The sequence below is a fragment of the Paenibacillus sp. J2R1T-4 genome (assembly GCF_059692235.1).
In genome coordinates this window covers 594202-608506 of sequence record NZ_JCAUBA010000002.1, presented here as the reverse complement: position 1 = coordinate 608506, position 14305 = coordinate 594202, and the positions used below count along the sequence as shown (strand labels likewise).

The following is a 14305-nucleotide window of genomic DNA, read 5'->3' as shown; positions in this document are numbered from 1 at the left end:
GGCGGCGGATTCGTCATTAAAGATCCGCCGCTGTTCAACGATTGGGCAGGATAGTGAGTGACAGTACTTTTGAGATGCCGAGGGACGGGCAAAAAAGTTGAGCTACAGTATCCATCGGTAACTTCAACTCGTTAGAGTAGTAACAAATTGAAAGAATGTTTAAAAATAAGTGTTGCATGCATCTGAGTGGAAGGATATAATTGGAAAAATTATATTCAGAAAGATGTTCGGTTGTACTTTGAAAAAGGGAAAGGAGTGGAACTAAAATGCCAGAGTCAGTAAAAATAAGTATTTCTGAGATGACTCATTGGTGTAAGAGTATTCTACGTCAATGGGTGGATGATGACTATGTTGTAAACACGTGGACAGAAATACAAATCAATCGTGATATTATTGGTGATTTTCCAAGAGGTACTGCACGGCTCGAATCAATTATTGATAGAATTAATAGTGGAATTGTGACTAAGCAATTGAAAGTCACAACGGAGCATATTACACCAATTTCAGCTCGTGTTTTTTCTACTTATAGAAATTGGCCTGATGAAGTCGCCAGGAAAGGTGCGTCACTTGCATCATCCCTAGCTGATACGTATGGAATTGGGATCGTCGCGGTGCCTAAACCGAACATCATTGGGGAAGGATTAAAACCGATTTTATCAGCAAACCAAATAGGGTTAATAATAACGCAAAACAACCCATTACTGAATAAAGGCATTACCGATCTAAATGTTATTGGTAATAATCCGCTTGCAATATGTGCACCAGGTACCCCGCCCTTTTTATTTGACGGTTCTTTAAGTACTCATGATATTCGTCACTCAGCGGTCGGGCTAAAAGAATATGCTGACCAATATGGAATACTTCCTCCTGGAATCGTACAAGATGCAAATGGTGAGGCATCTCAAGACTTAAATATATTGTATAAGATTCTCGAAGGAGATCGAAGTTGCGGATCTTTTCCGCCCTTGGGTGGAACTAAAGGTCTTTGGTTAGCAATGGGTATGGAGTTTATTGCAGGTGCATTAACTGGGGGATTTTTTGGAAATGCACCAGGTAAACCCTGGGGAGAAGGGGCTATAATATTTGCATTTGACTCAAAATTATTTAACTCAGCTCATATGATCAAACAAATTCAAGATTATTTGAAGCAGTTTAATACCTATCCAGGATATCATTCTTTTGAAATAAGTAATCAAGTAATGAGCAGGGGATGGATTGAATATCCCAAGAGTCAACTAGATTCAATTATTCGTGTCAGCAACAGATCAGGTATCAATATGAATTTCGAATCATTACGCTAAAGTGGAACGATTGCACAATGACAACAGGCTGCCGATCATTAGCGCAACTACATGGCATTTTGATGCGTCCATCTTTGCAATTCAACTGATGGCCGAAGTAAGAATAATAGGGAGATTAAATATGTACCAAGAAGATCAAAGATTTTTCAAAAAACCCGAAAATGAAAATATTAAGATATGGCGATACATGGATTTTACTAAATTTGTAAGTGTTTTGGTTACAGGGTCACTATTTTTCACTAGAACAGACAAGTTTGAAGATCCATTTGAAGGGACACATTCTCTTGAGACTAAAAGATTAAGACCACTAATTAATCAAGCTATAGGGGCACCTCAAAGTTTGGAGACTGCGTTGAGTTTTATTCATGACAAGATAAGAGCGCGTACACTTATTAGTTGCTGGCACATGAACGAACATGAATCAGCAGCGATGTGGAAATTATACTTGAATAGTAATGAGGGAATTGCTGTACAATCAACATTTAAAAAGCTGAGCAAAAGTTTCCATCAGACTAAAGAAATAGTTAACATAGGCAAAGTAAAATATGTTGATTATACTCAAGAATGGATACCCGATGATAATCTCTTCTCGGCATTTCTTTTAAAAAGGATGAGTTTTGAACATGAACGTGAGCTCAGGGCAATAATTCAAGAAATACCCGTTACTCATAATGAGACTATTGGGGAGCACATAGACTATACTACGCTTGCTTCACCTCAATATGAATTCGGAGCAAACATCCCCGTTGATATTAATGAATTAATTGAGCGAATATACGTATCACCAACTGCCCCGCAATGGTTCAATGAGCTAGTACGCTCTATAATACACAAGTATGAACTAGAAGTAGAAGTAATTCAGTCTACTTTGTACAACCCTCCATATTAACAAGGAATGTCTAGGGACAAGAATATAGATTCATGAAGAAGGTCAATGGGAATTGGAAAGATTTTTGTTGAACTAAAACCAGCTAATAGTTTGTCAACATTTTTCTCTTAAATTATTTAAATCCATGCCTTATACTAAAAAGTGGGCATGCTTAAGAACCTTCCTTTTGAGAGATGGAAGGCTTTTCATTTAATTAATAAGATTGGGTTTTAATCTAAATCAAGGAAGGGCTGTTTTCTTATTAAGATTGCATAGATCCAGTGAAGAAGCTTGTTGATACAGGCTACAATGGCTACTCGGTATGGTTTTCCTTCTTCACGTTTTTTATCGTAGAATTCCCGTAGCTTTTTATTTCTTGAATTCTTCAGCCCACATATGACGGCGAGATATAAGGTATGACGCAGCTGTTTAGAGCCTCGCTTGGTTATGCGGTTCGTAGTCGCTGTAAACTTTCCTGACGAATAAACACTGGGGTCGACTCCAGCGAAGGCTACTAATTTCTTAGCATGATTGAACCGATGGATTTCCCCGATCTCAGACAAAATCGTGGCCGCGATCTTGCTTCCGATCCCAGGAATCGATTGGATAATCATAAATTCTTCTACTTCTATAGCAAGAGCATCAATCTTTTTTTCAAGGTGGGATAGGTGCTCTTGGTATTGAAGAAGCAACTCGATGTATAGGTTAATGCTACTCAAATGGCTGCTATAACTGGTTTCTTGAAAGGGATTATTTACGGCAGCTTTCATAATGAGTTTAGCTTTATCGATGGCCCAGTTATCTGATCGACTGGGGCAGAGACAAGCGATCCGATCCGCTAGCTTTGCTTCTCCCGATTTCAAAATGATCTTGGATGTCGGGAATTCTTTAAGCAACGATAAGGAAATTTTGGAGTACAAATCCCCGAAGATTCCTCTGTAATCGGGGAAGACTTGGTCTAATACAGCTTGAAAGTGTAGTTTAGCTTGGACATACATATGAGTGAGCGATTCATGTTGACGCGTCAGGTGACGGAGATTGAGCAATTGAATACCTCTTTGTTTATGAGTTTCAAATTCCTCTTTGTAGTAGAGCTCGCAAAGCTGAAACGCATCCACAGCGTCTGTTTTCACTTTTCGAAGGCTGGACTTCTTGGCTTGGTGAGAAATAAGGGGATTGACCACCAAAAACAAAATATCCTGTGCCTCAAGAAATTGTATAACAGCCTGATGATAATGCCCCGTTGATTCTAAAATGACAGTAGGGGAGGAACCAGCTTTGCTCCGAACATCGTGAATGATGTTTATTAGATCCTGAAGCCCGTCCTGAGTATGAAGGAACCGAAACGTTCTTCCATATGGCTGCCCTTTGTTTAAGAATGCTTGACCTTCACTTTGACCCTTAGAAATATCCAGACCTATTACTGGATTCATGATATTCTCCCTTCGATAGTTGATTGCCGGTAACCCCTACGCTGCTTGCAGTTCCACAGCATCGCTTGTTATGCGAGATCCAAATGTCCCAACCAGCTTAAACATGGTTTCTACAAGTAGGGGGCGAACAGTTTTAGCGACGGGCTGTGTGCCCACGGGTACGATCGTTCTGCCCCGGCTACCGATAAATACACCACTTAAAATGAAAAGTGGTCAACCAGCAAAAACTGGTTGACCTCATAATACGACGGGTACGTTACTTGAAATGGGATCACTCTTTTCAGGTGATCTCTTTGTTCGCTGAAGTAACGGGACCGAATACTCACAATCGGCAGCCTATGCTCCTTAACTGGCAATAAAGTGGCAATAAAGTCGAAAAGTTGTCATTCAAAGTGAAGTTGATTTATGTAATAATTGGAAATGGAGCCTTATTCAAATTAAGTAACTTTATAGAGGTGCAAATGAATATTATTAGGGAAGAAAAAAACGTTAAAAGTCTACCGTTTCCTAATGAAACACGGTTAGTATTGTCTAAAGTCCTTCCTGATCAAGAATTAATAACGTGTTCGTTTGTACTTGCATTCCAAGGAAATGCATTATTATTAACTAATTTGCATGAAAGAGGATGGGATATTCCTGGAGGGCATATAGAACCTGGGGAAAAGCCAATTGATGCAATGGAAAGAGAGCTGTATGAAGAAACTGGTGCTTTGGTTGAATCCCCTCAGGTTCTTGGTTATGAATTAATCAGGTTATATAACAAACCCGAGAACTATAAGTACCCGTATCCAGATAGCTATATGGTGTTTTATTGTGCAAAAATAATAAAGCTAGATGATTTTCAAGCTACAAATGAAACAAAAGGAAGAGTCTTCTTCCGACCAGAAGATGCTTATACAATTCCTTGGGTTCAAGAAAATAGAGCTTTTTATGAAGAAGCACTAAGAAGAGTAACTAACAATTAATGATTAAATTAACGGGCACGATAGTTGAGGAGCTTGCTACGCAGAGCTCCTTATTCTTTTATTAACCAAATCCGCAGGTTATGCAACCAAAATCTGTAAATTTCAGTATAAATAGTAGAAGAATAACCAGAAGAGATAGAGGTGTAAGTTACGCAATGAATGAAATGATAACAATAATCACATCTCAATGTGAAAAGCTTTCTGAAAATGAGATAAAATTAGTAACCGATGCCCTGTCAAAACATTTTGAGAGGCGAATTCAAAGTTTAATTCTAGAACTCACAACATTTAATCAAGTTGAACTAGTTGTCATTAGAAATACAATAAACGGATTAATTCTTACTAAAGAGAATGTACCTGACATCAAAGAAGCTTACGAACGATTAAAGAGCACTGAGTTGCCTCGCAAAATCTCCTTTGGTCGGCTAACAGAAGATTGAGCTAACGGGAACTAGAGCTCGACAAGGAGGGTCTTAATAAAATACATGAAAGCTAAAAAAATAACTTACATCACCGTACTTCTTTCAGTTGTAATGATTGTTGTACTCTGGTCATCGGGTTTATTCCGCTTATGGTCAGATGGAATGGCTTCTCTTGCAAACAATACCAAGGAATTTACTAACAAAAATGGTCATTTAATCGAAGGAAAGTATTCACTAAGAATTGACTTGTCAGACTTAGAAAGTAACATCGGTAAAGAGATTTATAATGATGGAGAACATAAGATATACGTTACATGGCTTCAGAGAACACCTAATGGAGGATATGACATCGGGTTTAGATCAAGCGGAAAATATTCCTTAACGGGAGCTTCGCTCATCTCGGGTGTCTATCATGAGACCCTCAACGATTACTCGTTCACTTCATCAACAACTGCAAAATTGACAGCTGAGTATGATGATAAAATATACAACGCTAGTGCAACAGGTCGATGTGGTTTGAATTATAAGGATGGAGATTGTTTTTCTTTCGCTTTCTTTCTGAGAAACGAACCAAATGAAGTAGCGAGTGAAGTTGTTGGTATTGTTGGACTAACGATTACTGACCTTTATAAAAACATTTGGAGTAAAAAATAGGGCTAAACTAACGTCGATCACTACGTGTCCAGGCTTACAATTTAAGAATTATTATTATACATTTTTAGAAACTCATCGTTAAAATAGACGATGGGTTTTTGTCTGTCGGGAATGGGATAAAGTTCTTGTCAATTGGCCGTGACAAGAACTTTATCCCATTCCCGATTTTGACAAGAACTGTATCTCATTCCCGACGTAGGTGAATGTGTCAGGAGAATTATTCGTGGGACGGGCATTAATCGGCAACCCTGTTGAGCTAACGGGCAGTATTACGTGGTGGAAGATAGCGATCTTTTCGTAGGGATTATTAGTTAAAACGGATCTTCATCTTGAATCCCATCCAATACAAACGTAGTATCAAATGGATGGGATGCTTTGATCGGTAATAAACATATTTCATTTAAATGACTCTAAGAGGGGAAATATAACTATGGTAGATAGTATCATCAAAACACTTCAGGAAAAAGATTTGATTGGTAACAACATTAAAGCAATACATAATAAAAGTGGTTCTACTGACGGGAACGTATATATTCTTATGGAGGACAACAAAGCAAAGTATGTTTTGAAAGTAGATCGCCCGCAAAAAAATACCGAGGCTGAAGATTTTCTACTTCACTATGAGCACATTAGTTTGTTTCCGAAAATTCAATATTCGACTCCTGCGAAAGAGTATATCTTGTATTCGTACATTGATGGCACAACCCATTATAATCGTGGCGTGAAAATAGAATGGCTATCAATTTTAGTAAGAGATATCTTCAATAATTATGAAAAATATTTGCCAAATGATAAATGGGGGAGAATTGGAAGACCAATTCAATCATGGCAGGAATGGAATTATCGGAGCTTAGAGGATACGAAACTTAACTGGGGTAGTCTGTTAAGCATTGAGGATTATGATAAAGTGAAATTTATTGTGGAAAACATGGCGAAAAATGAAGAAAATGAAACAAGATATATATTACATGGTGATACTGGAGTCCATAATTTTGTATTTCTTGAACAAAAGCTGTGTGGCGTCATTGACCCTTCACCAATGATTGGGCCCCTTTTGTATGATTTTACTTACGCTTTTTGTTCCTCTCCTGACGATTTGGATATTGAAACTCTAACCGCAGCATTTTCATTACTCGATCATGAACCTGTAGAAGGATCAAGACTAATTGATGAAGTTAGACTAATTGATGAAGTTATCTTTCAACTTTATTGCCGTATTGGGATCTGTATACAACACCACCCTCATGATTTGGAAGATTACTTAACGGCGTGGGAATACTGGAAGAACATATCCAACTAGATCAAACATTTCGAACTTGCCACCTATTTTAATCGGTGGCTTGCTGCGTTAACGGGCAGCAGTGGAATTAAGATGGTCTGCTCGTGGACATATATTACTAAGTGAGTTATATTGAAATTACTAAATATGGAAGTGAGTGATTGCGATGAATACAAATACTAAAGTTGAAAATACATTAAATTTCGAGGTGCGGAAGGGGTAATATAGAATTCTTATTATTAACCTTCCGTGTGTGTGTGAAAACATTTAAAACATGGAGGGAACAACAAATATGTTGTTTAATAATGTTGAATCATATGAAGGTATTCTAGCGGAAACTTACGATATGCGAACGGGTAGCGCGTCCGATGACAGTGAGTTCTTCAAAAAAATGATTATAGAAGTTCCAGGAGCTGCATTGGAACTTGGATGTGGTACTGGAAGATTATTGTTGCCCTATTTGGACGCTGGTCTTGATGTTGACGGGGTTGATTGTTCTAAAGACATGTTAGATATATGCAAAGCTAAGGCTGAGAAAAGTGGGCAGTTTCCAGTTTTGTATGATCAATACATGCAACATCTTGATATACCTAAAAAGTATATGACTATTTATATACCAGCGGCTTCATTTATACTCTTATCAGAAAGAGAAGACGCAATGAATGCATTAAAGAGTATATATGCGCATCTTGAACAAGGTGGACAGACATTAATCCCTCTATTTATACCAAAAGATCTGTTCATAAATAAAGGTGCTGAATGGGCACCTGGTTTTAAGGGTACAAGAAGCAACGGTTCGGATATAGTCGTAAGTTCAAAATCAACTTTTAATTTCCTTGAACAGATTCAAATAAAGATAGAGCGATATGAAATTTTTAAAGATGGTCTCTTAATTAATACTCAGTATAGTACAACTAAAATGCGATGGTTTTTTAAGTATGAGTTTATCATGATGCTTGAGAAGCTCGGATTCAAAGATGTTTCTGTCTATGGTGGCTATTCTTTACAAGAAGTTAATGAAGATCAAAATTTTATGATTATTAGGGCAAGAAAGTAAGTGTAATGCAAAATCACAAAGGCTGCCATTAGGCAGCCTTTGTTGTGGAATACCATTTACTGAACACCATTGTTGAACTAACGAGAAACTATAGCTTAATTACACAAGACGGCATAGTTGTTTGAAGCCAATTTCAATTAAGAAGATCGGGGGGACAATACAGATATGGGTTATCGTAAACGCAACCATCTCCAAACGGCTGTCTTAATAACGGCATGCTGCGCGATTCTGCTTTTAATTGCGGTGGTGGTGAAAAATATTGTGGTCCATCGTGAACAAGCCCCAATGCAAACGCTGACACAAGAACCCACTGAGTATGTGGAAGAAGGTTGGGTCCTTTCTCCTCAACAATTGGAACGATATGAGACTTTTGCTAGACAAACTGCAGATGATTTATTAAAAGGACTTGAACCGATCGATATATTCAAATGGTATATGAGGGCAGTACTGTTAGGGGATTTTGATGTGGTATACGCGTTGTTTCTTCAAGGAAACGATTATAGGGTACCAAACCGGGATGAATTCCTGAACGGCTTAGGCAACGATCTCGAAGGGATACAGCGAGTGAAAGAACAAAGCAAAGCTTTGGAACGGAATTATAGGCTGGAACAAAAAGTAGAGGGAGATACTGCCCGTATTGTTATGACGCTCAAAACCGATCAAGGACTGGATAATAATGACGCTGCTCTTGGGAATGATCTGGAGAATCTGAAGGGGGGCTTCGGGCTAACCAGGAACAAGGCTGGAGTCTGGAAGGTAAACTGGAACGGTTTGAAAGTTGATGAGTAATTTTGGGGTTACATTTGGTGAAAAACTAAACAACAAAGAATACCAAAGGAGAAAAGGATGTTACGCAGTAATTTTTGACATGCCCCTATATTTGCTTTCGCGGCTTACCATGTTTCAAAAACCGGGAAGTAATTCTGAACAAGGACTGTTAAGCTATCAGGTACGAGAGCTTAATGAATAGGAGAGGGCAGCCGGTGATCGGCTGCCTTTTGAAGTAAAGGCCAGGTTAGTGCGGAAAATAAGGTGTTTCTGAAAGTATTCAGAACACCATAAATTTAGACTTGTTATTACGGAGGTGATTTGAGCTGGAGGAACGGATACCATTACTTGAATTGGACTTAAGTAATATTCGGACCAGTCATGAACTGCATACAATCTTAAAAGAACTTGGGTTCCCGTCGTTTTACGGGATGAATTGGGATGCATTTTGGGATTCAATTACAGGTTTAATTGAAATGCCTATAGTTATAAATATATTTGGTTGGTCAAATCTACAGAAGAAATTGCCAAGGATTCAGAAATCATGAAAGAGTGACTTGAGGGTTTGAATACAAAATTACCGAGTTGGTCATGTCAGGTTCATTATATGGATTGAATTTGGAGGAATACAGCAGCCTATTCAAACTATCGCTTCAGTTATTTGAGACTTTGTAACATTTTCCTACTTCCTTGCGTTTTGGGGATAGCGAGTAAATCGTCTATTGAAGGGGCCGAAATGACATGAGGGAAAAAGTGGCAACGCTTGCAGGGATACTTCTGGTCGTCTGCATGGCTGGGGCATTCTGGAACGCGGACCGTTGTTTGGCCTGCTCGTGCGCGCCGCAATCCTTGCAGCAGGCGTTCGAAAATGCAGGAGCCGTGTTCGTGGGCACTGTCATCGAGAGTAAGCAACTGCTCGGCACTGTGGAATCTAGTGGGACTCCCGGACGCAGCAACAATGCATTGTTGGAGGTTGAACGTACGTTCAAGGGGCCGTCCCAAAGTCAAATTATCGTAGATGCAGGGTTGGGAGAGGAGTCGTGTGGCTATAACCTCAAATTGGGCGAAACGTACCTCGTTTACGCCAGACAAGCTGCCAACGGTGAGTGGATGACCACTTTATGCAATCGGACCAAGCCGAAATTACTGGCAAATGATGACCTCTTCCTGTTGGGAAACGGGCAACCGCCTGCCCAAAAAGTCGATCTTTCCAACGTGATGAAGCAATCTTGGCGGGAGGAAGCCGGAATTTACTCACAGTTCATCATTGGTAAGTTAAGTACGCGGAGAGGAATTGCGTTGATGTTTGCCGTTGGGATTCTTTTAATCACGGCGATAGCTTTTGGCATTGCGACTAGAAGGAAACGCAAGCTTCTGCTGGCAGGGTCATGGATAGGCTTTACTGCTGCCATCGGAAGTCTTGCGCTCTGGGCTGTATTCGCGTTAGCGAATCCATTCCAGGCAATAGAGCTTGATACACTACTGCTCACAGCACTACTCATACCGTTACCGGCTATCGTGGCGCTGATTTCGGCTATCCGAGGGACGCCCAAGACCATGGGGAGCGTATTCCTCTGGAATCTGCCGATCGGATTGTATTTAGGCTCTACGCCCGCTATTTTCCGATGGTTTACGGTGTGTGTCCTGATGTATGCAGTTTCCGCGGTGCTGATGTGGATGAGCAAGAAAGGCGGTAACGTTAAGTAATTCATGTTTGCAGAAAAAGGATAAGAACATAGATCGTTAGCCGCGGTCGATGTGCCAACCTAGTCGCTAAGCTAAAGGGCAGTATAGTGTATTAAGAAACCAGGACGAGGCTGCCGGAATGGATCGGCAGCCTCGATTGCAGAAACACTACAGCCTTCAAATAAAGCTTGAGAAATCAGGTTATGGTAGTCACATTTACGTTATAAAGAAATGCACAAATGTGACTACCATTGAAGCGAAGTGACACAGATTAACCTACATACAGCAGAATTTTGAAAACCATCACTGTGTCTACCTTACTTTATCAACGACGGATCACGGACGGAATCAAATTACGAAACTGCCTTATCGCGGAAAAGACAATCCGATTGCTATCGTGAAAGCTGTTTGCGCCGTCATACGCGGTCCGTACGACGTATATGATATCATCGCCGTCGATCTGGAAATCAACGTATTGAAACCCAGTCCGTTTCTTTGATTCCTGCAGAGAATAACCGAGGTCGTCCTGCATCAGCTTGGCGGCGAAATGCCATTGCCGCAAATCGGTGGAAACGAACAAGGAGAGCGTCTCCCGCAGAACGTGCTTCATCGGATCTTCACCTTTGTTGGAAATCGTCCAATACAGTCCGGTAGCGGCATCGCGACGGATCGTGAACTTGTGCGTCCCCCCGGGTAACCATACGAAATCGGCCTCCGGATCAAATTCCACACGTCTACCCTCATCATACACGCGTACCATCGCGCAGTTATCCGTTACCGGTTCGGAGCAAATGCGCAGCATGTTGTAGATTTGTCCGTTCGGTCCTTCCACGATGTTGCCTTCGATCCATCCGACGCCGCCGTTGTTGTTCGTTCCCCATTCCACAGGATCGGTCTCTTGATCGTAGACGAGCTTGTTGCTCATCGTCCAGTTAGACGCTTTCAGCAAGTCGGCGTCGGAATTGCAAGAAATAACGAAGGAGCGGAAGCCTGACGGCCGGACAGCCGGATCGAAATCCTCGAAAGCGCGGTAAAGGCGATCTCCGATTTGTACTACCGGGACCGGCGCGCAATGGTAATTCGGAGGCTCCATGCCGGGTCCCCCACGGAACAGCAACCCGCTTTCTTCATCAAGGGCATTCGTCCATGTGCAGCCGCCGTCCCCACTTCGGCGTATGACGATGTGGCCGAAATCACCAGTTGTGCCGAGCAAATATAAATCACCACGATGCACAAACAAGCTGCTCCAGAACGCTCGGGTTATATGTGTGACACACGCCCAAGACTGTCCGTTATCGTCGGAACGATAGACGCTTGTCAACGTTTCTCTGCCCTCGAAGTCTTTCGGGCTGCCTTTGCCAAAATAATCGTGCGTGGCCACCAGTGATCCGTCGGGAAGCCTAACAATGCTTGGGCTCCCGAGATACGTTTGCGTAGTGCGTTCCTGATAGCGAACTTCACTGATCCACTGCTTCATAGAAATATCATCCTTTGATATCGTTATTTTTTGTTCGACTTCTCCGTTTCGACCATCTTGTTGATTTCTTCATCCGCTTGGCGTAGCGCGGTGTTCAAGTCCAGATTATCGGTGTAAAACAGTTCGAGCTTCTTTTCAATAATGTTGCGGTTCGCCTTCGTGTCGTACGGTGTTGTTGCATAAGGCTTCGCCTTGCGCAGGGAAAGGACGGGTGCCAAATCAAGCCCTTTCACAAGCAGGTTGTCTTCGTACATGTGCTTCTTGACCTCAGGATTGGTGAGCGCGGTCGGATTTCCCAACTTGGCCGCCATGGTTTGCACCTCGTCAGACAGCAAGTAAGCTATCAATTCGAAGGCCAAATCGGGATGCTTGCTACCGTTCGGGATAACGAAACCATCTGAGAAGATGCCCGGTCCGACGCCCGGCTTGTCTTTCCATACCGGGAATGTGCTAATGCCCCAGTTCAAGCCCTCCTTCGCAGCTTGAGCGAAGTCCGCATCCCCGATCATGACGAGATGGGGGTACATCGCCAATTTTTGATCCTTAAGAAACGCAGTTCTGCCGTCGGTGAACTTTGCGCCGGCCGGATAGTTGCCAGGTATGCTGTATATGCTTTTGAACATTCGGAAGATGTCCTGCCATTGATTGTCAGCCAGCACCACCGATCTGCCCGTTTTAACGTCGATGAAAGGAGCGGATAGTTGTGTCTGCATCCGATTGACGTTAATACCCGCGCTCAAGCCGCGATATTGGATGCCGTTGTCGCTGCGTGTCACCCTCTTGGCCAAATCGACCGACTCTTCCCAAGTCATGCCGTTTTTCGGGTAAGCGACGCCGAATTTATCGAAGATGGTTTTGTTATAGTGCAGCGCGAATTCGAAGCTACGGAACGGCATGAACAACAGCTGGCCTTTCTCGGAATAGGATCGGATGCTTGCAACCATTTCCGGTTCCAGTCTGTTCAGATCGAATTTATATTTCTTCACCAGCGGGTCCAGGTCGGAAGGCCAATCGACATCCTTAATCACATCGATGTTGGTCAGTCCGTCCCAAATGAAGTCCGGAATGCTGCCGGCGGCAATTAAATCACTCGGTTGCTTGCCAGTACCGCCGTCAATCTTATTAATCGTAATATTCGGGTATTTTTGCTTGAGCGGATTCTCAATAAATCTAGTAAAATCTTCATTGGTCAGCAGCCCCTTGGCATACAGCGTTAACGTGACTGGTTCGTTGCTTGCCACTTTGGCTGGATTGCCACCATCTGGACTGACACTTTGCGAACAACCTGTCAGAGCGAATGCGATAACCATGCCGAATATCCATTTTGTAATTTTACGATACATCCCCACACACCCCTTACTTTATTTTTATGGCTGTTTGTCAACCGTTCGACAGCCGAGGCGAACGGAGACGATCAATTGCTACGACTGTTTCTTTATGTAGGAGAAAACGTTTTCACCGGTACTTTTATTATATAAAAAGTTTACGTATAATGCCTATATAGATCTGATTATTACATTTACTATTTGGCTAAAAAAACTGGAGGTGTATCGATGGACGATGTAATGCTGTTGCTTTGCGGATATTCCTACCATACAAAAGAAGCCTCCTATTTGAAGGACCGGGAAGGTCTGTCTTACTATTTGTTTCGCTTGCAGACCGAAGGGTATTGCCAGGCGCTAGTCAACGGAACGCTGACGACACTCGTTCCGGGCGATCTGCTGTTGTACAAGCCAGGTGACCGGTACGAGCTTGTTTTCACGCCGACACCCAACGATCTTGGCGAGTCACTCGTTTTTAGTGGAGACTATTTCCTGTCCTGTGCCGGCCGCTGGATCGACGACTGGTGGAAGGGGAGGACCAAGCAGCAGAGAACACGAATCAATCTCGACGAGAAGCTGATCGCGCTTTGGCGGCACTTGGTACTAGAGAAACGGAAGTTTCGGATGGGGGAAAATAACGAGGAGTTGATCGGGCATTTGCTCCAAGCGCTCTGTCTCTGCATCGAACAGGCAGTGTTGGAGACCGCCGTGCCTCACGGACGATCGTTCGCTGCCGCACGAATGAAGACGTTCGTTCAGGAGAAGGCGATGTTCGCCTTCAAAATCGAAGATGTTGCCCAGTATGCCGGACTCAGCATATCACGGTCTGTGCATCTATTTAAGGAATGCTACGGGATTTCCATTATGGAATATGCTAAAGAGGTTCGGATGGCAGCTGCCGTGGAACGGATCAAATACAGCCAAATGCCGTTGGAGCAAATTGCCGAGGCATCCGGCTTTGCCAGTTACAGCTTTTTTTATCGGGTATTTCGGGAAAAGTACGGGATGTCGCCTCTCGAATACCGTAAACAGGTACATTGAGCAAGATCGCAGAGAGGATGCTGTTACGATGA

14 protein-coding genes are annotated in these 14305 nt (G+C 42.3%); 11 read left to right on the top strand and 3 right to left on the bottom strand.

The window, feature by feature from the left end; all coding sequences use genetic code 11:
• The first annotated feature begins 266 nt into the window (after nucleotides 1-266).
• Both AC58QD_RS06380 and AC58QD_RS06375 read left to right on the top strand, forming a co-directional pair.
• Nucleotides 267-1301, top strand: coding sequence for an Ldh family oxidoreductase (locus tag AC58QD_RS06380; protein ID WP_497331180.1), 1035 nt, complete (start codon nucleotides 267-269; stop codon nucleotides 1299-1301).
• 121 nt (nucleotides 1302-1422) lie between these two features.
• A complete protein-coding gene (locus AC58QD_RS06375) occupies nucleotides 1423-2190 on the top strand; it encodes a hypothetical protein (RefSeq protein WP_497331178.1) in 768 nt (255 codons plus the stop codon).
• 209 nt (nucleotides 2191-2399) lie between these two features.
• On the opposite strand, the gene AC58QD_RS06370 is transcribed toward AC58QD_RS06375, so the two are convergent.
• Nucleotides 2400-3602, bottom strand: coding sequence for an IS110 family RNA-guided transposase (locus AC58QD_RS06370; protein WP_497331176.1), 1203 nt, complete (start codon nucleotides 3600-3602; stop codon nucleotides 2400-2402).
• Nucleotides 3603-4063: 461 nt separating this feature from the next.
• Between AC58QD_RS06370 and AC58QD_RS06365 the strand changes: the two genes are divergently transcribed.
• The 8 genes from AC58QD_RS06365 to AC58QD_RS06330 all read left to right on the top strand — a co-directional run bounded on the left by AC58QD_RS06365 (nucleotide 4064) and on the right by AC58QD_RS06330 (nucleotide 10454).
• Complete coding sequence (locus AC58QD_RS06365; protein WP_497331174.1) at nucleotides 4064-4567, top strand: NUDIX domain-containing protein; 504 nt, start codon at nucleotides 4064-4066, stop codon at nucleotides 4565-4567.
• Nucleotides 4568-4722: 155 nt separating this feature from the next.
• Nucleotides 4723-5007, top strand: coding sequence for a hypothetical protein (locus tag AC58QD_RS06360; RefSeq protein ID WP_497331172.1), 285 nt, complete (start codon nucleotides 4723-4725; stop codon nucleotides 5005-5007).
• A 45-nt stretch (nucleotides 5008-5052) separates the two neighbouring features.
• A complete protein-coding gene (locus tag AC58QD_RS06355; RefSeq protein WP_497331170.1) occupies nucleotides 5053-5643 on the top strand; it encodes a hypothetical protein in 591 nt (196 codons plus the stop codon).
• Nucleotides 5644-6073: 430 nt separating this feature from the next.
• The gene (locus tag AC58QD_RS06350) at nucleotides 6074-6943 is read left to right on the top strand and encodes a phosphotransferase (RefSeq protein ID WP_497331167.1); all 870 of its coding nucleotides are present in this window, start codon (nucleotides 6074-6076) and stop codon (nucleotides 6941-6943) included.
• Between the two features lie 271 nt (nucleotides 6944-7214).
• Nucleotides 7215-7979, top strand: a complete 765-nt coding sequence (locus tag AC58QD_RS06345) for a class I SAM-dependent methyltransferase (protein ID WP_497331165.1) — start codon at nucleotides 7215-7217, stop codon at nucleotides 7977-7979.
• Between the two features lie 165 nt (nucleotides 7980-8144).
• Nucleotides 8145-8768, top strand: a complete 624-nt coding sequence (locus AC58QD_RS06340; protein WP_497331164.1) for a hypothetical protein — start codon at nucleotides 8145-8147, stop codon at nucleotides 8766-8768.
• Between the two features lie 332 nt (nucleotides 8769-9100).
• Nucleotides 9101-9295, top strand: coding sequence for a barstar family protein (locus AC58QD_RS06335; protein WP_497331162.1), 195 nt, complete (start codon nucleotides 9101-9103; stop codon nucleotides 9293-9295).
• Between the two features lie 193 nt (nucleotides 9296-9488).
• Entirely contained in the window at nucleotides 9489-10454 is a 966-nt protein-coding gene (locus AC58QD_RS06330) for a hypothetical protein (protein WP_497331160.1), read from the top strand.
• Between the two features lie 304 nt (nucleotides 10455-10758).
• On the opposite strand, the gene AC58QD_RS06325 is transcribed toward AC58QD_RS06330, so the two are convergent.
• A complete protein-coding gene (locus AC58QD_RS06325) occupies nucleotides 10759-11910 on the bottom strand; it encodes a sialidase family protein (protein ID WP_497331158.1) in 1152 nt (383 codons plus the stop codon).
• Nucleotides 11911-11933: 23 nt separating this feature from the next.
• Nucleotides 11934-13253, bottom strand: coding sequence for an ABC transporter substrate-binding protein (locus tag AC58QD_RS06320; protein WP_497331156.1), 1320 nt, complete (start codon nucleotides 13251-13253; stop codon nucleotides 11934-11936).
• Between the two features lie 210 nt (nucleotides 13254-13463).
• On the opposite strand from AC58QD_RS06320, the gene AC58QD_RS06315 reads away from it, so the two are divergent.
• Nucleotides 13464-14273, top strand: coding sequence for a helix-turn-helix domain-containing protein (locus tag AC58QD_RS06315; RefSeq protein ID WP_497331154.1), 810 nt, complete (start codon nucleotides 13464-13466; stop codon nucleotides 14271-14273).
• Nucleotides 14274-14305 lie beyond the last annotated feature (32 nt).